The organism is Phycicoccus sp. (assembly GCF_035325325.1).
Classification (GTDB): Bacteria; Actinomycetota; Actinomycetes; order Actinomycetales; family Dermatophilaceae; genus Phycicoccus.
Genome location: NZ_DAOLAC010000044.1, coordinates 1 through 22,468, shown reverse-complemented (window position 1 = coordinate 22,468; position 22,468 = coordinate 1). Strand labels below are relative to the sequence as shown.

The window sequence follows — 22,468 nt, the reverse complement described above, 5'->3', positions numbered from 1 at the left end:
AGCGGACCGAACGGACTCGGCCATCGATGTCTCGCACCTGGGTTCGGGCCAGCCAGGTTCCCGCAGGCTGCCGTCTAACCGTGATCTGGCCGTGGGCGCCTCGGGGTATGCGATGCTGCACCACTACTACGACACCATCCAGTCCGCCGCTTCACGGTCCTTCTCGCTCAGCCAGAGCTCGACCGCGGACCGCCGGTAGCGGACGTGGCGACCGACATGCATCACCACGGGACCCAAGCGCTGGCTGCGCCAGCGCTTCAGGGTTGCGGTGGGGATGCCGCCCAGCATGGCGGAGACCTCCTCGGGAGTGAGCAGCGGATCGGCTGCGAACGTCGGAAGGGGGGTCGAGTTTCCCTGCTGTGCCATGTCGTCGAACCTTTCGCTCGCCGGCCGATCGGATGCTGGGCTGGATGATGCACGTAGGCGACCTTTGCGCCTCCGGTGATCAAGACCGGCGTACCGTTGTGGTGCACAGCGGAGCGACGAGCGCACCCGTGGTGCGAGGTGTAACCCTGCCGCGAAGGCCGCTGGATCCGCCCGAAGTTCTGGCGACCGCCCGGTGGTCCAGGAGCACAGCCTCCTGGCGACGGGAAGCGACAGGTTTGCGACATGTTTGAGTGCGCTCTTGCGGTCCGCGGTGGTCGGGGATGCGCCTTCGTGATCAGGCGATCTGCCTGTGTTGCAACGGAATGCAACCATATGTTCCCCCACGACTCGTGTACCTCGTGATGAATAGGTCGTCGGTTCGATTCCGACAGGCGGCTCCACGCAGCAACGCCCCGTCACCTGCGAAACAGGTGGCGGGGCGTTCCGCTGTCTCGGAGCGGGCGTGTTCATGGCGGCCATCGGGTGGACGGCACTGGGGACTGTCGGGCCGGCCGGTCTCGTAGGGGTTCTCGCACTGCCGGTGCAGGGACCAGCGTCGGCCCCGTCGGCCGTCGACGGATCACCTCGAGGTGGCGGGGGCGCTCTCGTGCGTTCAGCCGCGCCAGACGTGCCCGGGCGGCCGGCCGACGAGCGTGGGCTGCACGACCGTACGGACGATGAGGCTGTTCCGCGCCGGCCGTCCCGACGACGCGATCGTGTGCACGCCGTCGCCGAGGTACACCCGCGGGTTGCTCCGGTTCAGTGCCGTCCACCAGTCCGCGACCCGGAAGTTCGGGTGGGCGGCCACGAAGGTCGCGATCTCCTCGTTCACGACGGACGTGCCAGCGCGGTCACGGGCCTGGTAGCTGCTCGAGAGCCGCCAGCGGCACTTCCACACGTTGACCCACACGACGGTCGTCGACGACGGCATCAGCTGCGCGACGCGCGTCATCTGCGCCGGCATCACCGACGGGTCGTCCGTATCGTTCGTGCCAAGCGCGACGACGAGCACCTTCGGGGCCATCCGCAGGTAGGTGATGCGCTGCTCGAGCCGGTCGATGGCCGGCTCGGTCGGGATGCCCGGCTGGGCATCCACGGCCGAGCGGAGGCCCTGCGCGGCGAACCGCTTCTTCATCTCGAAGTAGTCCGCCGCGGTGATGCTGTCGCCGTACACCCACACGCTCGCGGCCCTGAACGTGGCGTGCGTGTCGTACACCCGCGGCAGCGACCCGGTCCATGCCTGCGCCGGGGCGGCGGCGCTGGCCAGCGCGCCGAGCACGATGCCGACGGTCGCAGCCGCGCCGGTGAGCCCCTTCCAGACCATCCCCCGAGCCCTTCCCCTCGATCCTGCGCCGCAGGCTACTACGCCCGAGGTCACCTGCCGGTTCGTCCTCATGAACGCGGGGGCGGTGTTCCAGCCGGATGGCGACGCCCCGGGCCTTCCTTGGGGTGAGCAGGGCGCTGCTGCAGATGACCAACGACGACTTCGACCTCGCACCGGCCCCCCGCCACTAGGTGCACCCGTCGGTGCTCGCGGCGGATGGGGACGGTTCGCCGAGTCGAACGACGAGGACATGCCGCCTGCCGGGCGGGGTCCACGGCATGTCCTCGTCGTTCGTCCGGACGGCCGGGCCGGGGCCCTGGACCACCGCCGCGGATTCGGCTCGCGGCGCTGGACGCTCGGCTCAGGTCGGCCCGGCGGCGGCCACGACCGAACACGCAACGCCCAGCAGGGCGGTCGTCCCGCCGAGCACGAAGCGCTCGACCCAGTGCCTGGCCGCGAGGTTCGCCGCGGTGTTGAGGGCCATGAACCCCACGACCACCCAGGAGGTCACCCTCACGACCGCGGCGTCGCCCGACGACCCCACGACCCCTCCCCTGACGAGGACCACCACGGCGAAGACCACCAGCAGGACGGCCGCAACGGCGCTGGAGAAGCGGTACGTGGACGGAAGCCTTCCGTCGTCGAGGGCGACGCGACCTCCGTACGCGACGGTTCCCCAGGGCGCCCCGACGACCAGCGCCAGCTGGAAGAGAGCGATGGCCGCGAAGAGCGCGGCGGCAGCGACCGCGACGGCGGCGACGTCCATCCCCGCAGCGTAGTGACGTGCCCCGTCCGGCGGGAAAGGCGGGTGCCGGGCACCGGCTGTGCGACTACGGTCGCGGGGCATGACCGTCCAGCGCACCGACCCGCCCCTCGCCGCCGACGAGGCCACGACCCTCGTCGCCTTCCTCGACTTCCACCGCGCCACCCTGCGGATGAAGGTCGAGGGCCTCGACGCCGAGCAGCTGCGGACGCCGCACCCGCCCTCGAGCCTCACCCTCGGCGGGCTGATGAAGCACGTGGCCCTCGACGAGGCGAGCTGGTTCGGCGAGGTGCTCCACGGCCGGCCGATGGGGGAGCCGTGGGACTCCGTCGACTGGGACGCCGACCCGGACTGGGAGCACCACTCGGCCGCGGAGGACACTCCCGAGGAGCTGCACCGCCTCCTCGACGCCGCGACCGAGCAGGCCCGCCGCGACATCGATGCGGCCCTCGCGCAGGGCGGCCTCGACCAGGAGTCCGTCAAGCCGGACCGGCGCGAGGGGCGGCCGTTCAGCCTGCGCTGGATCCTCCTGCACATGATCGAGGAGTACGCGCGGCACAACGGGCACGCCGACCTGCTCCGCGAGGCCGTCGACGGCGCGACGGGTGAGTGAGGCCACCGCGTCGAACGCAGGGTCCGCACACCGCCGTCCGGCCCCCACCGGTCGTACCGTGGGTCCATGACGCGCCCCGTGCCCGAGCCGGCCGGCCCCGGCCAGGAGTCGGTGTGGGACTACCCCCGTCCGCCGGCCGTCGACCCGAGCGGTGAGTCGGTCGAGGTGTGGCTGGGGGGCGTGCGGGTCGCGGCCTCGACGCGCACGCTCCGGGTCCTCGAGACGAGCCACCCGCCGACGTACTACCTGCCCGTCGAGGACTGGCTCGAGGGCGCCCTTCGGCTGACCGCCGGCAGCTCGGTGTGCGAGTGGAAGGGCGAGGCGGCGTACTTCGACGTCACGGGGGGCGACGCGCTGGCGCAGTCCGCGGCCTGGACCTACCCGCGCCCGCGCCACGGATTCGAGGCCCTCGCGGGACACGTGGCCGTCATGCCCGGCGCGATGGAGCGCTGCCTCGTCGACGGCGAGGTCGTCACGTCGCAGGCCGGTGGGTTCTACGGCGGCTGGATCACCCACCGCGTCGTCGGCCCGTTCAAGGGCGGCGCCGGCACCTGGGGCTGGTGAGTCCGGAGGGCTCGGTCGTCTCCGGAGGGCTCAGTCGTCGCTGAGCGGCTTGTCCTTCGTCGCGAGCTCGGAGCGGGCCTTCTCGGCCGCCGCCTCGATCTCGTCGGCGGTGTGGGCCGAGGTCACGGCGTCGACGACCTCGGGCGGGGTGTGCTGCACCGGCATCCGCCAGCGCGCCGTCGACAGCCCGGCGGCGGTGGCGCGGTCGATCGCCTCGACGATGCACTTCTCGGCCTCGTCGCGGCCGGCCCAGTGGGCTCCCTCGACGGACTTGCCGGGCTCGAGGTCCTTGTAGGTCTCGAAGAAGTGCTGCACCTCGAGCCGCTCGAACTCGTTGACGTGCTCGAGCTCGGTGACGTGGGCGCGCCGCGGGTCGCCGGCCGGGATGCAGAGGATCTTGTCGTCGCCGCCGGCCTCGTCGCGCATGTGGAACATGCCGATCGGACGGGCCCGCACGACGCAACCCGGGAAGGTCGGTTCGTCGAGGAGGACGAGGGCGTCCAGCGGGTCGCCGTCCTCGCCGAGGGTGTCCTCGATGTACCCGTAGTCGGACGGGTAGGACATCGCGGTGAAGAGCATCCGGTCGAGGCGGATGCGCCCGGTCTCGTGGTCGACCTCGTACTTGTTCCGGTGACCCTTGGGGATCTCGATGGTGACGTCGAACTCCACGGTGGAAAGGCTCCCTCTTTGGCGTGACCTAGGCTCGACCGACAGTCTGGCGCATGGAGGGCCCAGGCGACGAAGGGAGCACGGGTGAGACGCGTCATGGTCGCCGGCGCGGCCGCCGTGGCCGTCGTCGCCGCGGGGGGCTACGTCACCGCCGACGTGTTCGACCTCGTCCCGGGCGTCCTCACCCGCGACCGGCCGGTCACCGCCACGGCCCCGACGGATGCCGACGGCACGCGGGTGCCCTCGCTCCTGCCGGCGCCGAGTGCCACGGACGACCTCCTGACCGCCACCGGCTCGGACGCCCCGGTCCCGACGGCGGCCGGCCTGCAGCGGGCCGTCCGGGCGGCGTCCGGCGACCCCGCGCTGCGCGGCGGGCTGGGGCTCAGCATCCGCGACGGGCTGACCGGCACCGAGCTCTGGTCGGTCGCCGCGACGACCCCCCGCGTCCCGGCCTCGACGGCCAAGCTGCTCGCCGCGCTCGCCGTCGCCGAGACCCTCGACCTGCACGCCCGCATCCCGACCACCCTCGTCGCCGCACCCGGCTCGCGCGACCTCGTCCTCGTCGTGCGCGGCGACATGCTCCTCGCGCCGGGACGGGGCGACGCGGACGCGGTCGCCGGACGGGCGGGGCTCGCCGACCTCGCCACCGCTGCGGCCCGCACACTGACGGCCGACGGGCGCACGCGGGTGACCCTGCGCCTCGACGAGTCGTTCGCGCCGGGACCGCGGGTGCCCCCGACGTGGAACCCGCACGACGTCCGCGACGGGTTCGCCGGCCCGGTCGTCATGACCGGGCTGACGACGACGCGCGCCACCCCCGTCCGCCCCTCGCCCAGCCGCCCCGAGGACGCGGTGGCCGCGAGGCTCGTCGCGCTCCTGAGGGCCCGGGGCGTCACGGCCAGCCTGCGGCCGCCCTCGACGTGGGCCGCCCCCGCACCGACCGACGCCGTCGAGCTCGGCCGGGTCGAGTCGGCGACCTACGGTGAGCTGCTCTCGCTCGCCCTCGAGGAGAGCGACAACTCGCTCGCCGAGAGCCTCGTCCGCCAGGCCGCGGCGACCGCCGGCCGGCCGACCCGCGGGGGCGGCGACAACGCGGCGTTCGTCCGCTCCCGGCTGGTCGCCGCCGGCGTCCCCGTCGCAGGGCTCGTGCTCAAGGACGCGAGCGGCCTGAGCCCCGGGCAGGCGGTCGCCCCCGCCACGCTGTCGGCGGTCCTCGGGCTCGCGGTCCGCGCGGAGCCCGAGCGGATGCGCGAGGTCGTCGCCGCGCTGCCGGTGTCGGGGCTCTCCGGCACGCTGAGGGAACGGTTCGGCGCCGCGGCCACGCGCGACGTCCTCGGCGTCCCGCGGGCCAAGACCGGCACCCTCAAGGAGGGCTCGTCGCTGGCCGGCACGACCGTCGACGCCGACGGCCGTCCGCTCACCTTCGTCGTCCAGGTCGACCGCTTCCCGCGGACCGACGCCGGAACCCTCCGCGCCCGGGCGGCGTTGGACCGCATCGTCGCCGCCCTGACCCGGTGCGGTTGCGGGGGCACCACACCGTCATCGTGATGAGAGGCTGAGCACGTGGGATACGTCGACTGGGAGTTCGCGAAGACGACCGGCCGCACGCTCGTGCCGGCCGGGCCGGTCGTGTCGCCGGCCGAGGCGCGGGCGGAGGTCGAGGCCATCCGGGCCGCCGCCCGGGCTGCCCGGGAACCGGTCGCCGAGACCGCCCGGATGCAGACCCCGCCCGGCGCCCCCGACGCCCTCGTCGTCGACCGCGCGACGTGGATCGCGGTCAACGCCGACTCGATGTCCGCGCTGCTCGACCCCGCCGTCGACGCCATCGTCGAGAAGCGCGGGGTGACGCCCGGCCCGGCCGCCCAGGCGGTCGGTGGCAAGGTCACCGGTGCGGAGGCCGGCGCGCTCCTCGCGTTCATGGCGAGCAAGGTGCTCGGGCAGTACGACATCGCCCCAGGGGGCACACCGACCCTCCTCCTCGTCGCCCCGAACCTCGTGGCCGTCGCGCGCGAGCTCGACGTCGACCCGGCCGACTTCCGGGCCTGGGTCTGCATGCACGAGGAGACCCACCGGGTGCAGTTCACCGCCAACCCGTGGCTGCGCGACCACCTCGTCGCCGAGGCGCGGCACCTCGCGGTCGACCTCGCCCCCGACCAGGAGCGCATCCAGGAGATCGCGTCGCGGGTCACCGAGCGGCTCCCCGAGCTGTTCTCCGAGGTCGGCACCGGCATCGCCGAGCTCTTCGCCACCCCCGAGCAGCGCGAGCAGCTCGCCCGGCTCACCGCGGTCATGTCCCTCCTCGAGGGCCACGCCGACGTCGTCATGGACGACGTGGGTCCGGCGCACATCCCGACGGTCGCCGAGATCCGCCGCAAGTTCACGAGCCGCCGTCGGGGGGCCGGCGCCCCGGACCGGCTGCTGCGCCGCCTCCTCGGGCTGGAGGCGAAGATGCGCCAGTACCGCGACGGCGCCGCGTTCGTCCGCGCGGTCCAGGACGAGGTCGGGGTCGACGGCTTCAACGCGGTGTGGACCTCGGCCGAGACGCTGCCGCTGCCGCAGGAGATCGCGGACCCGACCGCCTGGGTCCGGCGCGTCCACGGCTGACCGACCCGACTCATTGCGGAAAACCCACCTTTCGAGCCCCCGGTCCGACCCTGCGAGGTGGGTTATCCGCAAGAAGTCGGGATGATCGGGGGGTGAGCGAGCGCGGACGAGGGGCTGGCCGGGCGTGGGGGCGGCCGCACCCGGCGGTGGCGGCCGTGCGCTCGGCCGTGCGGGCGACGTTCGCCGAGTGCGACCCCGGCGACCTCGTCCTCGTCGCGTGCAGCGGGGGAGCCGACTCGATGGCGCTCGCCGACGCCGCGCGGTTCGAGGGTGAGCGCGCCGGGGTGCGGGTCGGCGCCGTCGTCGTCGACCACGGGCTGCAGCCCGGCTCGGCCGACGTCGCGCGGAGGGTGGCGGACCGGCTGCGCGCCCTCGGCCTGGACCCGGTCCACGTCGCGACGCCTCGCGTGCCGGCCCACGGCTCCGACGGGCTGGAGGCGACGGCCCGCGCCGCCCGCTACGCCGAGCTCGCCGCCGCCGCCGACCACCTCGGCGCCCGGCTCGTCCTCCTCGGGCACACCCTGGACGACCAGGCGGAGCAGGTGCTGCTCGGCCTGGTGCGCGGTTCCGGAGCCCGCAGCCTCGCCGGGATGCCGGCCGCCCGCGGCCGGTACCGGCGCCCGCTGCTCGGGCTGACCCGCGGGCAGACCCGGGCCGCGTGCACGGCCGAGGGGCGCACCTGGTGGGAGGACCCGATGAACGAGGACCCCGCGTTCGCCCGGGTGCGGGCCCGCCGGGCGCTCGCCGCACTCGAGAACGACCTCGGCCCCGGCCTCGCCGCCGCCCTCGCGCGCAGCGCCGACCAGCTGCGCGAGGACGCCGACCTCCTCGACGCCCTGGCCGCCGACGCCGTCGTCATCCTCGGCGAGGGCCCGTGGACCGCCGAGGCCCTCGCCGCCCTCCCGCGACCCGTCCGCACCCGCGCGTGGCGGCGCCTCCTCGTGGCCGCGGGTGCGCCGGCCGGCCAGGTCTCGCGCCGGCACACCGACGCCTGCGACCGCCTCCTCACCCACTGGCGCGGCCAGGGCCCGGTCCACGCCCCCGGCGGCCTGCGGGTGCAGAGATCCGGTGGCCGGGTGTCCATCGGCCCGGCCGCTCGGGTTGAATAGCCCCGACCGCCCGCCCACCCCGACCCGGGAGCCGCAGTGGACGCCGCCCACATGGGAGCAGACCTCGAACGAGTCCTCGTCACCGAGGACGAGATCCACGCCAAGCTCGAGGAGCTGGCCCGGTACATCGCCGAGGAGTACGAGGGCAAGGACCTCCTCCTCGTCGGCGTCCTCAAGGGCGCGGTCATGGTGATGGCCGACCTCATGCGGGCCCTGCCGGTCAGCGTCCCCGTCGACTGGATGGCCGTCTCCTCGTACGGCTCGGGGACCAAGTCCAGTGGCGTCGTCCGCATCCTCAAGGACCTCGACACCGACATCAGCGGCCGGCACGTCCTCATCGTCGAGGACATCGTCGACTCGGGCCTGACCCTGTCCTGGATCAAGTCCAACCTCGAGTCGCGCAGCCCCGCCTCGGTCGAGATCTGCACGCTGCTGCGCAAGCCCGACGCCGCCAAGGTCGAGGTCGACGTCAAGTGGGTGGGCTTCGACATCCCCAACGAGTTCGTCGTCGGCTACGGGCTCGACTACGCCGAGGCCTACCGGGGCCTGCGCGTCGTCGGGACGCTCGCCCCGCACGTCTACAGCTGAGCCGCGGGCCCGGCACGACGCGGCGCGGCGGCTCCGCCGTCGAGGCCTGATTTCCCGGCGGAACACGAGCGCGGACGGGCTCGTTGCTAGCGTGTACCAGTCCGGACGGCGGCATGCCGTCCCGGCGCGACGTCGAGCACAGGAGGGTGGGGCGCAGGCCCCGCGACCAGATGGACTTCAAACGCATTCTCCGGGCACCCGTGTTCTGGGTGCTCGCCGCCCTCGTGCTCCTCCTCCTCGTCTTCACCGTGGGTGGCAACGGCGGCTACACGACGGTCACGACCGCCCAGGCCGAGAAGCTCATCACCGACAAGAAGGTCGAGTCGGCGGTGATGACCACCGACAACGTCCTCACCCTCGACCTCAAGAGCGGCCAGACCTTCTCCGACCCCGCGAAGAAGATCTCCGGGGCGACCAAGGTGCGCGCCGAGTTCGTCGACGCCCGCGCCCCCGAGCTCGTCACCGAGCTGAAGACCAACCTCCCGGACGGCTACGACGACCAGGTCCAGGGCGACAGCGCGCTGTGGACCCTCTTCATCAGCTTCTTCCCGGTGCTGCTGCTCGTCGGGCTCTTCTGGTTCCTCATGAGCCAGGCCCAGGGCGGCGGCTCGCGGGTCATGCAGTTCGGCAAGTCGCGCGCCAAGCTCGCGAGCAAGGACACCCCGAAGGTCACCTTCGCCGACGTCGCCGGGGCCGACGAGGCCGTCGAGGAGCTCCACGAGATCGTCGAGTTCCTCCGCGAGCCGGCCAAGTTCCTCGCCGTCGGCGCGAAGATCCCCAAGGGCGTGCTGCTCTACGGCCAGCCCGGTACCGGCAAGACGCTCCTCGCCCGCGCCGTCGCCGGCGAGGCGGGCGTGCCGTTCTACTCGATCTCCGGCTCGGACTTCGTCGAGATGTTCGTCGGTGTCGGCGCCAGCCGGGTCCGCGACCTCTTCGAGCAGGCCAAGGCCAACGCCCCGGCCATCGTCTTCGTCGACGAGATCGACGCCGTCGGCCGGCACCGCGGCGCCGGCCTCGGCGGTGGCCACGACGAGCGCGAGCAGACGCTCAACCAGCTGCTCGTCGAGATGGACGGCTTCGACGTCAAGACCAACGTCATCCTCATCGCGGCGACCAACCGCCCCGACATCCTCGACCCCGCGCTGCTGCGCCCGGGCCGCTTCGACCGCCAGATCGCGGTCGAGAACCCGGACATGATCGGCCGGCACAAGATCCTCCAGGTGCACGGCCAGGGCAAGCCGATGGCGGCGAACGTCGACCTCCTCGCCGTCGCCCGGCGCACGCCCGGGATGACCGGCGCCGACCTCGCCAACGTGCTCAACGAGGCCGCGCTGCTCACGGCGCGCAGCAGCAAGAAGCTCATCGACGACGAGGTCCTCGACGAGGCCATCGACCGCGTCATCGCCGGCCCGCAGAAGCGCACGCGCATCATGTCGGCCAAGGAGCGGAAGATCACCGCGTACCACGAGGGCGGCCACGCGCTCGTCGCCGCCGGGATGAACCACCTCGACCCGGTGACCAAGGTGACGATCCTGCCGCGCGGCCGGGCCCTCGGCTACACGATGGTCATGCCGGTCGACGACAAGTACTCGACGACCCGCAACGAGATCCTCGACCAGCTGGCCTACGCCCTGGGCGGCCGCGTCGCGGAGGAGATCATCTTCCACGACCCCACCACCGGCGCCGCCAACGACATCGAGAAGGCCACCGCGATGGCCCGCAAGATGGTCACCGAGTTCGGGATGAGCGAGCGCGTCGGCGCGATCAAGCTCGGCCAGAGCCAGGGGGAGCCGTTCCTCGGGCGCGACATGGGCCACCAGCGTGACTACTCCGAGCAGGTCGCCGCCGTCGTCGACGAGGAGGTCCGCAAGCTCATCGACTCCGCGCACGACGAGGCGTGGCACGTCGTCAACGACAACCGGCACATCCTCGACGCGCTCGTGCTCCAGCTGCTCGAGAAGGAGACCCTCAACGCGGCCGAGCTCGCCGAGATCTTCAAGGACATCAACAAGCGGCCGCAGCGCCCGACGTGGCTGTCCAGCGAGCACCGGACGCTGTCGGACATCCCGCCGGTCCTCACCCCCGCCGAGGAGGCGGCCCTCGCCGGACGCACCAACGGTTCCGGTGCACCCTCGGGCGCCGCGGTGACCCCGGGTGACCCCGCCACCGAGGCGGCCATCGACGCCCGCGCGGCGGAGGGGGCCGGCCCGACCGAGCACCCGCCGACCGAGACCGTCGAGGTGCCGGAGGGTGGGCGTGTCGAGCCCTGACGCCCGACCCGACGACCGGCCGCCCGTCGACGTCCCCCGGGCCGAGGCGGCCGTGCGCGAGTTCCTCCTCGCCATCGGTGAGGACCCCGAGCGGGAAGGGCTGCTCGAGACGCCGGCCCGGGTCGCGAAGGCCGCTCACGAGCTCTACGCCGGCCTGTGGCAGGACCCGGCGGAGGTGCTGTCGAAGACGTTCGCCATCGAGCACAACGAGCTGGTCATCGTCCGGGACATCCCGATGTACTCGACGTGCGAGCACCACCTGCTGCCCTTCCACGGCGTGGCCCACATCGGGTACATCCCCGGCGACGACGGGCGGGTGACCGGCCTGTCGAAGCTGGGGCGGCTCGTCGAGGTGTACGCCCGGCGCCCGCAGGTCCAGGAGCAGATCACCACCCAGGTCGCCGACGCGCTCGTAGAGCACCTCGGCGCGCAGGGCGTCATCGTCGTCGTCGAGGCCGAGCACCTGTGCATGTCGATGCGCGGCGTCCAGAAGCCCGGGTCGCGGACCATCACCTCCGCGGTCCGCGGCCAGCTGCGCGACGCCGCCACCCGAGCCGAGGCGATGTCGCTGCTGCTCGGCGGAAAGCGGTGACCGGGGCGTCGCTCCTCCCCGCCGGCCGGGCCGGGCGGCCGGTCGTCATGGGCGTCGTCAACGTCACCCCGGACTCGTTCAGCGACGGTGGCGAGTGGTTCCGTCCGGACGACGCCGTCGCCCACGGTCGCGACCTGTCGGCCCAGGGTGCCGACGTCCTCGACATCGGCGGCGAGTCGACCCGCCCGGGGGCCGAGCGGCCGTCGGAGGCCGAGGAGCTGCGCCGCGTGCTGCCGGTCGTCGAGGCGCTGTCCGCGGTGGCGCCGGTGTCGATCGACACGATGCGGGCGTCGGTCGCCGCGGCCGCGCTCGACGCCGGGGCGAGCATCGTCAACGACGTCTCCGGCGGCCACGCCGACCCCGAGATGGCCCATCTCGTCGCCGAGCGCGGGGTCCCCTTCGTCGCGATGCACTGGCGCGGCCACAGCAAGCACATGCAGGAGCGCGCGCGCTACGACGACGTCGTCGCCGACGTGTGCCGCGAGCTGGTCGCGGGCGTCGAGATGCTCCTCGCGGCCGGCATCGCGCCGGAGCAGGTGGTCCTCGACCCGGGCTTCGGCTTCTCGAAGCTGGCCCACCACAACTGGGAGCTGCTGCGCCGGCTCGACGAGGTCCGGGCGCTCGGGTACCCGGTGCTCGTCGGCACCTCGCGCAAGAAGTTCCTCGGCCTCGTCGGCCGCGAGGGGCGCGAGGAGCGCCCGCCGCTGGACCGCGACGTCGCCACCGCCGTCACGACGGCGCACGCCCTCGTGCACGGCGCGTGGGGGGTGCGGGTGCACGACGTCGTCGCGGCCGTCGATGCCCTGGACGTCGCCGTCGCGCTGACGGGGGAGCGGCGGTGACGGCCGCGGGCACGGCACGCGACCGGGTGACGCTGACCGGCGTGCGGGGCACCGGCTTCCACGGCGTGTTCGAGCACGAGCGGCGCGACGGGCAGGAGTTCGTCGTCGACGTCGAGCTCGCCGTCGACCTCGGGCCGGCCGGGCGCAGCGACGACCTCGCCGACACCGTCAACTACGGCGAGGTCGGCGCCGCCGCCCTGGCCCGCATCGAGGGGGAGCCGTACGACCTGGTCGAGCGGCTCGCCGAGGTCGTCGCCGAGGACGCGCTGGCGCACCCCGAGGTCGACGAGGTGACGGTGACGGTGCACAAGCCGCAGGCTCCGGTCGGCGTCCCGTTCTCGGACGTCACGGTGCGGGTCGTGCGCCGGCGCGAGCCGGTGCCCGTCGTCGTCGCCGTCGGGGCGAACCTGCCGCTCGGCGCGGCGTCACCGGCCGACACGGTCGCCTCGGCGGTCGAGGCGCTCAGCCACCACCCGGCGGTGCACGGCGTCCGCGCGTCGCGGCTGGTGGGCACCGACCCGGTCGGCGGCCCGGAGCAGCCCCGCTACGTCAACGCCGTCGTCCTCGCCCGGACCTCGCTGTCGCCGGTCTCGCTGCTGCGCGAGCTGCACGCGCTCGAGGCCGCCTTCGACCGGGTCCGGGAGGTCCGCTGGGGCGCACGCACCCTCGACCTCGACCTCGTCCAGTACGGCGACCCGGCCTCGGGCACCGACGTCGTCTCGGACCGCCCGCACCTCGGCCTGCCGCACCCGCGCGCCCACGAGCGTGGCTTCGTCCTCGTGCCGTGGCTCGACGCCGACCCGGACGCCGTGCTCCGGCACGACGGAGCCGTCGTCCGCGTCGCCGACCTCGCGGCAGGCCTCGACACCTCCGACGTCACGGACCTCGCTGAGAAGGGGATGGCTTGAGCCACAACGGAGTCCGCATCCAACTGCTCGTCATCGTCGCGGTGGTCACCGCTGCCCTCGGCTGGCTCGTGTCCGTCGTCGTGACCCGCGACGGCACGCTGCTGCAGCGCCCGCCGTGGGCCGCCGGCGTGCTCCTCGTCGTCATGGGCGGTCTCGTCCTCTGGATCGCCCGGCCGGTGCGCCGACACCTGCGCAGCGGGCACCGCACCTCGGTCGAGGCGCTGCGGGCCGCCCGCACGGTGGTCCTCGCCCAGGCCGCGGCGCTCACCGGCGCGGCGGCCGCGGGGTGGTACCTCGGCCAGGTCGTCAGCCTCCTCGGCGACCTCTCGCTCGTCGCCAACCGCGACCGGCTGGTGCCGTTCGGGCTGATGTTCCTCGCGTCCCTGTGGCTCGTCGTCGGGGGGATGGTCGCCCAGGCCTGGTGCCGCATCGAGCACGACGACGAGGACCGCCCCGGTCGCGACGACGACTGACGCGCGGGCCGCGGCAGGCGCTACTTGTCGACGTCGCCGACGACGAAGAACATCGAGCCGAGCACGGCGACCATGTCGGCGACGAGGCAGCCCGGGAGCACCTGCGAGAGCACCTGGACGTTGCCGAAGGACGCAGAGCGCAGCTTGAGCCGCCACGGCGTCTTCTCGCCGCGGGAGACGAGGTAGTAGCCGTTGAGCCCCAGCGGGTTCTCCGTCGCGGTGTAGCGCTCGCCCTCGGGCACCTTGAGCACCTTGGGCAGGCGCTGGTTGACCGGCCCGGCTGGCAGTGAGCGGAGCCGGTCGAGGCAGGCGTCGGCGAGGTCGAGGCTGACGTGCACCTGCTCGAGCAGCACCTCGAGCCGGGCGAGGCAGTCGCCCTCGGTGCGGGTGACGACGCGGCCCGGGCCGCCGGGGGCGAAGAGCTCGGCGTAGGCGAGGTAGGGGTCGTCCCGGCGCAGGTCGAGGTCGACGCCGCTGGCCCGCGCGATCGGGCCGGAGACGCCGTAGTCGACGACGGTGGCGGCGTCGAGGACCCCGACGTCCCGGGTGCGCGCGAGGAGGATCTCGTTGCCGACGAGCAGCGACTCGAGCTCGGGCAGCCGGCGCCGGACCGACGCCACGGCGTCCGCGACCCGGCCGAGCCAGCCGGCCGGGACGTCCTCCTTGAGGCCGCCGACCCGGTTGAACATGTAGTGCATCCGTCCCCCGGACGCCTCCTCCATGACGGCCTGCAGCTCCTCGCGCTCGCGGAAGGCGTAGAAGACGGGCGTGATGGCGCCGAGCTCGAGCGGGTAGGAGCCGAGGAACATCAGGTGGGAGAGCACGCGGTTCAGCTCGGCGAGGAGGGTGCGCAGCCAGACCGCCCGCTCGGGCACCTCCATGCCGAGCATCGCCTCGACGCCGAGGACGACCCCGAGCTCGTTGGAGAACGCGGAGAGCCAGTCGTGCCGGTTGGCGAGGACGGTGATCTGCCGGTAGTCGCGCACCTCGAAGAGCTTCTCGGCGCCGCGGTGCATGTACCCGATGACCGGCTCGGCGCTGACCACCCGCTCGCCGTCGAGGACCACCCGGAGCCGCAGGACACCATGGGTGGCCGGGTGCTGCGGCCCGATGTTGAGGACCATGTCGGCCGTGGCGAGGCCGCCGGCACCCAGGGCGACGTCGACGGCACGCGGCTCGGACGGGGCGTCGGGGGTCACGCCGCCAGTCTGCCGCACGCGCGCGGAGGTCATCCGCGACCGGCCCGCCCGACCCGGCGCAGCACCCAGTGGAAGGCCCCGAGCCCGCTGGGGTCGCCGAGGGCGCGCAGCGCCGAGGTGCGGGCGAGGGCGGTGAGGTAGCCGGCGGGGTCGCTCGTGGCCAGCGCGTGCTCCGGCACCGTGGCCGACCCGAGGAGCAGGTGGAGGGCCTCGCGCTGGGACCAGCGCTGGTCCTGGACGAGGCTGTCGACGGCGACGTGGGCGGTCACGTCGCAGGAGCCGTCGGGGACGGGGTCGACGACGACTCCGTCGCGGTAGCCGGCCAGTGTCCCGCGCAGCGGTCGGTCGGCCGCCGTGTGGCCGTAGTCGACGGCGAGCACGGTGCCGCGCCGGACCCGCGTCAGCAGGTCCGACCACGCGCGGTCGCGGGGCAGGCCGACCTCGACGCGTGCCCCGTCCGGCAGGCCGTCGGTCGGCCAGTGCCGGGCGACCCAGTCGGCCGAGGCGTCGTCGAGCGGACCGGTGAGGGTCTCCTCGCCGGTGGCGGGGTCGACGCGGACCTCGAGTGGGCGACCGCCGGCCACCTGGGCGACCGGGCAGGGCACGACGTCGAGCCACTCGTGGGCGACGACGAGGACGTCCTCGAGGTCGGTGAGCACGGACGGCAGGGCGCTCCCGCCGGGCGAGCGCAGCCAGCCGACCGGTGCCGGGAGCGCGGTCGGGCGCTCGACGACGTCGACCCCGGTCACCGCGAGGTCCGGCCGCTGCCGGTGCAGCGCCGCGACGAGCTCCCCGCGGCCGGCACCCAGGTCGACGACGCGGGTGGCGCCCTCGGCGTCGGCGAGCACGCCGAGGGCCTCGGCGAGCACCTCGCCGAGCGGGCCGTGGGTCGAGGTGGTGAAGTGGGCCGCGGGGCCACCGGCTCGCCGGTAGAAGCCGTCCGGCCCGTAGAGCGCGGCGTGCCAGGCGAGCGGCCAGGGCACGGGGTGCATCCGCGCAGGCTACCGAGGACGACGGGTAGCGTTCTCGGTCGTGGACGGCCTGGAGCACCCCGCACGCCTGACCGTCGGCGTCGTCGGCGCCGGCCGGGTCGGCGCGGTCCTCGGCGCCGCGCTCGCCCGCGCGGGGCACCGGGTCACCGGCGCCTACGCGGTCTCGGACGCCAGCCGGGAGCGTGCGGCCACCCTCCTGCCCGGGGTGCCGGTGGCCGACGTCCCGACGGTCGTCGCGGGCGCGGAGCTCGTCCTCCTCGCCGTCCCGGACGACGCGCTCGCCGCCCTCGTGGCGGGGCTGTCCGCGACGGGGGCTGGGCAGGCCGGCCAGCTCGTCGTCCACACGAGCGGCCGGCACGGCACGGCCGTCCTCGAGCCGGTCCGTGCACACCACGCGCTGCCGCTCGCCCTCCATCCGGCGATGACCTTCACCGGCACCGCGATGGACCTGGACCGGTTGTCGGAGTGCGCGTTCGGAGTCACGGCCGACGAGCCGCTCCGCCCGGTCGCGGAGGCGCTCGTCCTCGAGATGGGCGGCACGCCGGTGTGGGTCGCCGAGGAGGACCGGGTGGCCTACCACGCAGCGCTCGCGCACGGCGCGAACCACCTCGTGACGCTGACCGCCGAGGCGATGGAGCTGCTGCGCCGAGCCGGCGTGGCCGAGCCGCGGAGGGTCCTGGCGCCGCTCATGCACGCCGCGCTCGACAACGCCCTGCGGCTGGGTGACGCAGCCCTCACCGGGCCGGTCGCCCGCGGTGATGTGGGTACGGTGGAGGACCACCTGCGCGAGCTGGACCGGCTCGCCCCCGAGATCCGGAGGACCTACGTGGCGCTCGCCCGGGCCACGGCGCTGCGCGCCCTCGACGACGGCCGGCTGCGGCCGACGGCGGCCGAGCCCCTCCTCGACACCCTCGCCGACCAGGAGCGCTGAGTGACCACCCCCACCGTGCCCGTCGTCGCGCACACCCGCGACGAGCTCAAGGCCGCCCGGGAGGCGCTCCCCAGCCGGGACGTCGCCGTCGTCATGACGATGGGCGCCCTCCACGACGGCCACGCCCGGCTGATCCGGGCCGCGCGGCAGCGGCACGACCACGTCGTCGTGACGATCTTCCTCAACCCGCTGCAGTTCGGGCCGAAGGAGGACCTGTCCCGGTACCCGCGCACCTTCGACGCCGACATGGAGATCTGCACCGACGCCGGCGTCGACGTCGTCTTCGCCCCGACACCCGACGTCGTGTACCCGGACGGCGACCCGGGCGTGCGGGTGAGCGCCGGACCGCTCGGCGACCTCCTCGAGGGCAAGGCCCGTCCCGGCCACTTCGACGGCGTCCTCACGGTCGTCGGAAAGCTGCTGCACCTGACGGCCGCCCGGAGCGCCTACTTCGGCCAGAAGGACGCCCAGCAGATGCTCCTCATCCGCCGGATGGTCCGCGACCTCGACTTCCCGGTCGACGTCGTGTCCGTCCCGACGGTGCGGGAGGCGGACGGGCTCGCGATGAGCAGCCGCAACACCTACCTCACCGCGTCCGACCGAGAGGTGGCGCTCTGCCTCAGCCGGGCGCTGCGGGCCGGGGGCGAGGCGGCCGTCTTCGGCCCGTCCGCGGTGCGCCGGGCCGCCCGGGAGGTGCTCGTCGAGGAGCCGCTGGCCCTCGTCGACTACCTCGTCCTGGTCCATCCGGAGACCCTCGCCGACGTGCCGGAGTGGTACCGCGGGGAGGCCCTGCTCGCCGTCGCCGCCAAGATCGGCACGACCCGGCTCATCGACAACACCCCGCTCGTCGTCGGACCCGGTGGGGGTGCGATCGACGTCTTCACCGACGTCCCGCACGCCCGCGCGGACGTCTGAGAGCCGGAGCGGGTGCGATGAGCACGACTCCGCGGCTGCCGCGCCGGCTGGCCGCCCCGGCGCCCGGCTGGACGGTCGAGGCCGACGTCGTCGTCGTGGGGTCGGGCATCGCGGGGCTGACCTGTGCGCTGCGGCTGCGGCAGCGCGTCGACCGGGTCCTCCTCGTGACCAAGACCGTGCTCTCGGCCGGGTCCACGCAGTGGGCGCAGGGGGGCATCGCCGCGGCCCTCGACCCCGAGGACACCCCCGAGGAGCACCTCGAGGACACCCTCGTCGCCGGTGTCGGGCTGTGCGACGTCGAGGCGGTGCGGACCCTCGTCACCGAGGGCCCGGACCGCGTCCGCGAGCTCGTCGCCCTCGGCGCCGAGTTCGACCGTGAGCCGGGCGGGGACATCAAGCTGACCCGGGAGGGAGGCCACCACCGCGACCGCATCGCGCACGCCGGTGGCGACGCGACGGGGGCCGAGATCTCGCGGGCCCTCATCGCCGCGCTCCGGGCGGTCGTCGACGACCCGGGCATCGAGGTCGTCGAGCACGCGCTCGTCGTCGACCTGCTGACCGCCGCCGACGGCGCCGTCTGCGGCGCCACCCTCCACGTCATCGGCGAGGGCCAGATCGACGGCGTCGGCGCGGCCCGGGCGCGGGCCGTCGTCCTCGCCACCGGCGGCCTCGGGCAGATCTACACCTCGACGACCAACCCCCCGGTCGCGACCGGTGACGGGATGGCCGCCGCGCTGCGCGCCGGGGCGCGGGTCACCGACCTCGAGTTCGTCCAGTTCCACCCGACGGTCCTCTTCCTCGGCGAGGGCTCCACGGGACAGCAACCGCTCATCTCGGAGGCCGTGCGGGGCGAGGGTGCCTTCCTCGTCGACGACCGCGGGGAGCGGTTCATGGTGGGCCGACACGAGCTCGCCGACCTCGCCCCGCGCGACGTCGTGGCCCGCGGCATTCTCGCGGTGATGGGGGAGCGCGGTCTCGACCACGTGTGGCTCGACGCGCGCCACCTCGGGGCGGCGTTCCTGGAGAAGCGGTTCCCGTCGATCGTCGCGCGGTGCCGCGAGCTGGGTTTCGACCCGGCGACCGAGCTGCTGCCGGTGGCGCCGGCGCAGCACTACGCGTCCGGCGGCGTCGAGACCGACCTGCGCGGGCGCACGTCGGTCGAGGGGCTCTACGCGTGCGGGGAGGTCTCCTGCACCGGGGTGCACGGGGCGAACCGGCTCGCGTCGAACTCGCTCCTCGAGGGCCTGGTCTTCGCCCACCGCATCGCCGACGACGTCGCCGACCGGCTCGCCGCGGGCGAGCTGCCCACGCGGGGGCCGGTCGACGCGGAGGTCGACGGCGAGACCGCGGTTCTGCTCGACTCGTCGCACCGGATCGGGCTGCAGCGCACCATGACCCGTGGCTGCGGTCCGCTGCGCAGCGCGGACTCCACGGTGCGCGCGCAGCTCGAGCTCGAGGCGCTCGCCGACCTGCCCACGGGCGCGGCCGAGCCGGGGCCGCGGACGTGGGAGACGACGAACCTGCTGCATCTCGGTCAGGCGCTGGCCACCCTCGCGCACCGCCGGGAGGAGACGCGCGGCGGGCACGTGCGCACCGACCATCCCGAGCGCGACGACGAGCACTGGCTGCTCCACCAAGGACTGGTGCGGACCCCGTCCGGGTGGCTCGAGGTGCTCGACCGGCCGGTGTCGGAGCCGATGGGAGGCACGCAGTGAGCACGGACGGGTCGGACGGGTACGGCTTCCCCGAGGCGGAGGCGCGGATCGTCGTCGGCCGGGCGCTCGACGAGGACCTCGGGCCGGTCGGCGGGGGGCGCGACGTGACGACGCTCGCGACCATCCCGGCCGGCCAGGTGTCGGTCTCCCACGTCGTGGCCCGGGCCGACGGCGTCCTCGCCGGGATGCCGGTCGCCGCGCTCGTCGTCGACGCGGTGGCCGACCGGCTGGGGACCGGTGCCGTCGCGGTCGAGATGCACGTGCCGGACGGGACGCGGATCCGGCGCGGCGAGCACCTGGCGACGCTGCGCGGGTCGACGCGGACGACGCTCGTCGCGGAGCGCACGCTGCTGAACGTCGTGTCGCGCACGTCCGGGGTCGCGACGCACACGCGCCGCTGGGCCGACGCACTCGAGGGCACGGGCGCCACCGTCCTCGACACCCGCAAGACGACGCCGGGGATGCGGGCCCTGGAGAAGTACGCGGTGCGCTGCGGCGGTGGCACGAACAAGCGGATGGGTCTGTACGACGTCGCGATGATCAAGGACAACCACAAGCTCGCGGCGGGTGGGCTGACGGCCGCCTACGAGGCGGTGCGCCGGGCCTACCCCGACGTGGACGTCCAGGTCGAGGTGACGACCACGGCCGAGGCGCTGGAGTCGGTGGCCGTCGGCGCGCGGTTCCTGCTGTGCGACAACATGACTCCCGCGCTGCTGCGCGAGACGGTGGAGGCGGTCCGGGCGACCGGCGAGGTCGTCGAGGTGGAGGCCACGGGCGGGCTGACCCTCGAGGTGGTCCGCGAGTACGCGGAGACCGGGGTCGACTACCTCTCGGTCGGTGGGCTGACGCACTCGTCGCCCATCGTCGACATCGCGCTCGACCTCGACCCCGGCAGCCGCTGAGTCAGCCTCGGGTGACCCACTGGCGCAGCACGACGCACGTGGTGGTGGCGTCGAGCATCGCGAACTCCCTTGCCCCCCAGGGGCGCAGGCGGGGCGACGGGAGGTTCGGGTGCAGGAGGTCGGGTCGGCGCGCGGACACCTCGGCGTACACGGCGTCGACGTCGTCGGTCTCGAGGCCGAGCTCGGGGCGCTCGGAGTGGGCGGCGGCGTCGGCGTTCTCGACGAGCTGGATCTTCGCTCCGTCACGTTCGACGACCGCGAGGTCGCCGTCGCGGTGGACGACGGTCATCCCGAGGCCGTCCTCGAAGAGGTCGAGCCCGACGGAGACGTCGGCGTAGAAGACGGTCGCGACGAAGCGGGTGAGCATCCGTCCAGTGTGGCCGAGTGGCGGGCGGCCGACCAGGGGTGGTCGCCGGGACCTAGGCTCGGGGGATGCGTCACGAGCTCCCGCTGCAGCACGGCCCGGACGAGGCGCGGATGCGGGCGGGCGCGGCGTACCGCCTGCTCAACGCGTCCGTCGTGCCTCGGCCGATCGCCTGGGTGAGCACGCGGTCGGCGGACGGCGTCGACAACCTGGCGCCGCACTCGTTCTTCACCGTCGCGAGCACCGACCCGGCGATGCTGTCCTTCACGTCCGTCGGCCGCAAGGACACGCTGCGCAACATCGAGGCGACCGGGGAGTTCGTCGTCAACCTGGTGAGCGAGCCGATGTTCGAGGCGGCCAACGCGACGAGCTGCGACTACCCGCCGGAGATGGGGGAGTTCGACGCCGAGGGGGTGCAGCGGGAGGCGTCGCTCACCGTGGCGCCGTTCCGGGTCGCGGCCTCGCCCGTCGCCTTCGAGTGCCGGCTGCACGAGGTGCGGCCGACGGGGAACTGCTTCGTCGTCGTCGGGGTGGTGCTCCACGCGGCGGTCGCGGAGGCGGTGGCGTCCGGGGACGACATGCTGAGGCGGCCGGGGGTGGACATCCGGGCCCTGGCGCCGTGGGCCCGGCTCGGTGGTGACGAGTGGGGGCTGCTCGGCGAGGTCCGCGAGATCGCGCGGCCGAGGTACGAGGGCTGACCGCGGATGGCCACGCCCGAGTTCGTCCTGCGGCTTCGCCGGTCGGTGGGACACGAGCTGCTCTGGCTGCCGGGGGCGACGGCGGTGGTGCTCGACGGGGCGCGCGTGCTCCTCGTGCGGCGGGCCGACACCGGGGAGTGGACGCCGGTCACCGGGATCTGCGACCCGGGTGAGCACCCCGCAGAGACGGCCGTCCGCGAGTGCCTGGAGGAGACCGGGATCCACTGTGCCGTCGACCTGCTGGCGTGGGTGGGCGTCACCGGGGTCGTCGAGTACCCGAACGGCGACCGGTCGCAGTACGTCGACCACACGTTCCGGTGCCGGTACCTCGGCGGGGAGGCTCACGTCGCCGACGACGAGTCGTCGGAGGTCGCGTGGTTCACGCTCGACGAGCTGCCCGTGATGCGGCCGGTGCACCTCGAGCGGGTCCGGTACGCCGCGGCGCACGAGGGGCCGACCCGACTCGTCTAGGGGTCCCGTCGGGCGCGCGTTCGGTGGTGTGCCCTCGTCGCGGCGACGGCTCGTTCCCCCTCGTCCACGGGGTTGGGATTCGATGTGGGACAGCCGGTTACCTGTGGATGACGCGGGCGGTCTGTCGGTGGCCGCCGCTGGGTTGGGCGAAGCTGGGAAAGGGGGCGCCGGTCACCACTCCGACGACCGGTCCGCATGCCGAGGGCCGCGCCCGCCGGGGTGGCGGGCGAGTTCTGGAGCCACACGACGGGCGAGCTCTGCGGCGACGCGACGGGCGAGTTCTCCACAGACCTTGCCCCGACGAGGGATCCGCTGCGGGACAGCCGGTTACCTGTGGGTGACGCAGGTGGGGTGTCGGTGGCTGTCGGTAGGATCAGGGCATTGGGAAGGGGGCTCCGATGACCACCACGACGACCGGTCCGGCTGAGGTGACCGCTGCCGCGCGCGCGGCGTGCGAGTCCGCCGGCGAGACTGGTGGAGAGTGCTCCACGGACCTTGGCCCGGGGAGGGATCCGTTGCGGGGCAGCTGGTTACCTGTGGGTGACGCAGGTGGGGTGTCGGTGGCCGCCGGTAGGATCGGGGCAGCAGGGAAGGGG

General features: G+C 74.0%; 24 protein-coding genes. 17 read left to right on the top strand and 7 right to left on the bottom strand.

What is annotated here, in order from left to right:
- Positions 1 to 126: 126 nt before the first annotated feature.
- The 3 genes from PKA89_RS18345 to PKA89_RS18335 form a co-directional block, all read right to left on the bottom strand.
- Positions 127 to 366: a helix-turn-helix domain-containing protein gene (locus tag PKA89_RS18345; RefSeq protein ID WP_324421989.1), complete on the bottom strand. Its 240-nt coding sequence runs from the start codon at positions 364 to 366 to the stop codon at positions 127 to 129.
- A 613-nt stretch (positions 367 to 979) separates the two neighbouring features.
- On the bottom strand, positions 980 to 1,690 hold the full coding sequence (locus PKA89_RS18340) for a GDSL-type esterase/lipase family protein (protein WP_324421987.1): 711 nt from the start codon (positions 1,688 to 1,690) through the stop codon (positions 980 to 982).
- 361 nt (positions 1,691 to 2,051) lie between these two features.
- Positions 2,052 to 2,456, bottom strand: a complete 405-nt coding sequence (locus PKA89_RS18335; RefSeq protein ID WP_324421985.1) for a hypothetical protein — start codon at positions 2,454 to 2,456, stop codon at positions 2,052 to 2,054.
- A 79-nt stretch (positions 2,457 to 2,535) separates the two neighbouring features.
- Here PKA89_RS18335 and PKA89_RS18330 point away from each other — a divergent pair, with 79 nt between their 5' ends.
- Together PKA89_RS18330 and PKA89_RS18325 are read left to right on the top strand one after the other, a co-directional pair.
- Entirely contained in the window at positions 2,536 to 3,066 is a 531-nt protein-coding gene (locus tag PKA89_RS18330) for a DinB family protein (RefSeq protein ID WP_324421984.1), read from the top strand.
- 66 nt (positions 3,067 to 3,132) lie between these two features.
- Positions 3,133 to 3,630 carry a DUF427 domain-containing protein gene (locus PKA89_RS18325; RefSeq protein ID WP_324421982.1) on the top strand — a complete coding sequence of 166 codons (498 nt, stop codon included), beginning with the start codon at positions 3,133 to 3,135 and terminating at the stop codon, positions 3,628 to 3,630.
- A gap of 30 nt (positions 3,631 to 3,660) precedes the next feature.
- Here the strand turns inward: PKA89_RS18325 and PKA89_RS18320 are convergent, their stop codons facing one another.
- Entirely contained in the window at positions 3,661 to 4,299 is a 639-nt protein-coding gene (locus PKA89_RS18320; protein ID WP_324421980.1) for an inorganic diphosphatase, read from the bottom strand.
- 84 nt (positions 4,300 to 4,383) lie between these two features.
- Between PKA89_RS18320 and PKA89_RS18315 the strand changes: the two genes are divergently transcribed.
- The 9 genes from PKA89_RS18315 (at position 4,384) to PKA89_RS18275 (ending at position 13,685) form a co-directional block, all read left to right on the top strand.
- Complete coding sequence (locus PKA89_RS18315) at positions 4,384 to 5,847, top strand: D-alanyl-D-alanine carboxypeptidase (RefSeq protein ID WP_324421978.1); 1,464 nt, start codon at positions 4,384 to 4,386, stop codon at positions 5,845 to 5,847.
- Positions 5,848 to 5,862: 15 nt separating this feature from the next.
- A complete protein-coding gene (locus tag PKA89_RS18310) occupies positions 5,863 to 6,903 on the top strand; it encodes a zinc-dependent metalloprotease (protein ID WP_324421976.1) in 1,041 nt (346 codons plus the stop codon).
- A 92-nt stretch (positions 6,904 to 6,995) separates the two neighbouring features.
- The gene (gene tilS, locus PKA89_RS18305) at positions 6,996 to 8,012 is read left to right on the top strand and encodes a tRNA lysidine(34) synthetase TilS (RefSeq protein WP_324421974.1); all 1,017 of its coding nucleotides are present in this window, start codon (positions 6,996 to 6,998) and stop codon (positions 8,010 to 8,012) included.
- A 36-nt stretch (positions 8,013 to 8,048) separates the two neighbouring features.
- Positions 8,049 to 8,600 carry a hypoxanthine phosphoribosyltransferase gene (hpt, locus tag PKA89_RS18300; RefSeq protein ID WP_324421972.1) on the top strand — a complete coding sequence of 184 codons (552 nt, stop codon included), beginning with the start codon at positions 8,049 to 8,051 and terminating at the stop codon, positions 8,598 to 8,600.
- A 170-nt stretch (positions 8,601 to 8,770) separates the two neighbouring features.
- Positions 8,771 to 10,870: an ATP-dependent zinc metalloprotease FtsH gene (gene ftsH / locus PKA89_RS18295; protein ID WP_324422010.1), complete on the top strand. Its 2,100-nt coding sequence runs from the start codon at positions 8,771 to 8,773 to the stop codon at positions 10,868 to 10,870.
- Complete coding sequence (gene folE / locus PKA89_RS18290; protein WP_324421970.1) at positions 10,857 to 11,462, top strand: GTP cyclohydrolase I FolE; 606 nt, start codon at positions 10,857 to 10,859, stop codon at positions 11,460 to 11,462. The genes ftsH and folE overlap by 14 nt, the downstream gene beginning before the upstream one ends.
- A gap of 47 nt (positions 11,463 to 11,509) precedes the next feature.
- Positions 11,510 to 12,304 (top strand): dihydropteroate synthase, encoded by a 795-nt coding sequence (gene folP / locus PKA89_RS18285; RefSeq protein ID WP_324422008.1) that lies wholly within the window; start codon positions 11,510 to 11,512, stop codon positions 12,302 to 12,304.
- On the top strand, positions 12,301 to 13,212 hold the full coding sequence (gene folK, locus PKA89_RS18280) for a 2-amino-4-hydroxy-6-hydroxymethyldihydropteridine diphosphokinase (protein ID WP_324421968.1): 912 nt from the start codon (positions 12,301 to 12,303) through the stop codon (positions 13,210 to 13,212). The genes folP and folK overlap by 4 nt, the downstream gene beginning before the upstream one ends.
- A complete protein-coding gene (locus PKA89_RS18275; RefSeq protein ID WP_324421966.1) occupies positions 13,209 to 13,685 on the top strand; it encodes a DUF3180 domain-containing protein in 477 nt (158 codons plus the stop codon). The genes folK and PKA89_RS18275 overlap by 4 nt, the downstream gene beginning before the upstream one ends.
- 20 nt (positions 13,686 to 13,705) lie before the next feature.
- Here PKA89_RS18275 and PKA89_RS18270 read toward each other — a convergent pair whose 3' ends face one another.
- Both PKA89_RS18270 and PKA89_RS18265 read right to left on the bottom strand, forming a co-directional pair.
- Positions 13,706 to 14,809 (bottom strand): NADH-quinone oxidoreductase subunit D, encoded by a 1,104-nt coding sequence (locus PKA89_RS18270; protein ID WP_324422006.1) that lies wholly within the window; start codon positions 14,807 to 14,809, stop codon positions 13,706 to 13,708.
- A gap of 104 nt (positions 14,810 to 14,913) precedes the next feature.
- Positions 14,914 to 15,876, bottom strand: a complete 963-nt coding sequence (locus PKA89_RS18265) for an SAM-dependent methyltransferase (protein WP_324421964.1) — start codon at positions 15,874 to 15,876, stop codon at positions 14,914 to 14,916.
- Positions 15,877 to 15,925: 49 nt separating this feature from the next.
- On the opposite strand from PKA89_RS18265, the gene PKA89_RS18260 reads away from it, so the two are divergent.
- The 4 genes from PKA89_RS18260 to nadC are packed head-to-tail and all read left to right on the top strand — an operon-like array spanning position 15,926 to position 20,339.
- Complete coding sequence (locus PKA89_RS18260; RefSeq protein WP_324422004.1) at positions 15,926 to 16,807, top strand: DUF2520 domain-containing protein; 882 nt, start codon at positions 15,926 to 15,928, stop codon at positions 16,805 to 16,807.
- Positions 16,808 to 17,722 carry a pantoate--beta-alanine ligase gene (gene panC / locus PKA89_RS18255; RefSeq protein ID WP_324421963.1) on the top strand — a complete coding sequence of 305 codons (915 nt, stop codon included), beginning with the start codon at positions 16,808 to 16,810 and terminating at the stop codon, positions 17,720 to 17,722.
- A 17-nt stretch (positions 17,723 to 17,739) separates the two neighbouring features.
- A complete protein-coding gene (locus PKA89_RS18250; RefSeq protein WP_324421961.1) occupies positions 17,740 to 19,437 on the top strand; it encodes an L-aspartate oxidase in 1,698 nt (565 codons plus the stop codon).
- Entirely contained in the window at positions 19,434 to 20,339 is a 906-nt protein-coding gene (nadC, locus tag PKA89_RS18245; RefSeq protein ID WP_324421959.1) for a carboxylating nicotinate-nucleotide diphosphorylase, read from the top strand. Before PKA89_RS18250 ends, nadC begins: the two co-directional genes overlap by 4 nt.
- A gap of 1 nt (position 20,340) precedes the next feature.
- On the opposite strand, the gene PKA89_RS18240 is transcribed toward nadC, so the two are convergent.
- Entirely contained in the window at positions 20,341 to 20,706 is a 366-nt protein-coding gene (locus tag PKA89_RS18240) for a hypothetical protein (protein ID WP_324421957.1), read from the bottom strand.
- Between the two features lie 65 nt (positions 20,707 to 20,771).
- Between PKA89_RS18240 and PKA89_RS18235 the strand changes: the two genes are divergently transcribed.
- Together PKA89_RS18235 and PKA89_RS18230 are read left to right on the top strand one after the other, a co-directional pair.
- Entirely contained in the window at positions 20,772 to 21,401 is a 630-nt protein-coding gene (locus PKA89_RS18235) for a flavin reductase family protein (RefSeq protein WP_324421955.1), read from the top strand.
- 6 nt (positions 21,402 to 21,407) lie between these two features.
- Positions 21,408 to 21,872, top strand: a complete 465-nt coding sequence (locus PKA89_RS18230; RefSeq protein ID WP_324421953.1) for an NUDIX domain-containing protein — start codon at positions 21,408 to 21,410, stop codon at positions 21,870 to 21,872.
- Positions 21,873 to 22,468: the final 596 nt, after the last annotated feature.

Bases quoted from the DNA above. Each gene is read 5' to 3' on its own strand.
- PKA89_RS18340 (WP_324421987.1), bottom strand. From the start codon at position 1,690: ATGGTCTGGAAGGGGCTCACCGGCGCGGCTGCGACCGTCGGCATCGTG.
- PKA89_RS18235 (WP_324421955.1), top strand. From the start codon at position 20,772: ATGCGTCACGAGCTCCCGCTGCAGCACGGCCCGGACGAGGCGCGGATG.
- folP (WP_324422008.1), top strand. From the start codon at position 11,510: ATGGGCGTCGTCAACGTCACCCCGGACTCGTTCAGCGACGGTGGCGAG.
- PKA89_RS18330 (WP_324421984.1), top strand. From the start codon at position 2,536: ATGACCGTCCAGCGCACCGACCCGCCCCTCGCCGCCGACGAGGCCACG.
- PKA89_RS18230 (WP_324421953.1), top strand. From the start codon at position 21,408: ATGGCCACGCCCGAGTTCGTCCTGCGGCTTCGCCGGTCGGTGGGACAC.
- PKA89_RS18265 (WP_324421964.1), bottom strand. From the start codon at position 15,876: ATGCACCCCGTGCCCTGGCCGCTCGCCTGGCACGCCGCGCTCTACGGG.
- PKA89_RS18250 (WP_324421961.1), top strand. From the start codon at position 17,740: ATGAGCACGACTCCGCGGCTGCCGCGCCGGCTGGCCGCCCCGGCGCCC.
- PKA89_RS18345 (WP_324421989.1), bottom strand. From the start codon at position 366: ATGGCACAGCAGGGAAACTCGACCCCCCTTCCGACGTTCGCAGCCGAT.
- PKA89_RS18325 (WP_324421982.1), top strand. From the start codon at position 3,133: ATGACGCGCCCCGTGCCCGAGCCGGCCGGCCCCGGCCAGGAGTCGGTG.
- PKA89_RS18270 (WP_324422006.1), bottom strand. From the start codon at position 14,809: ATGGTCCTCAACATCGGGCCGCAGCACCCGGCCACCCATGGTGTCCTG.
- PKA89_RS18240 (WP_324421957.1), bottom strand. From the start codon at position 20,706: ATGCTCACCCGCTTCGTCGCGACCGTCTTCTACGCCGACGTCTCCGTC.
- PKA89_RS18335 (WP_324421985.1), bottom strand. From the start codon at position 2,456: ATGGACGTCGCCGCCGTCGCGGTCGCTGCCGCCGCGCTCTTCGCGGCC.
- ftsH (WP_324422010.1), top strand. From the start codon at position 8,771: ATGGACTTCAAACGCATTCTCCGGGCACCCGTGTTCTGGGTGCTCGCC.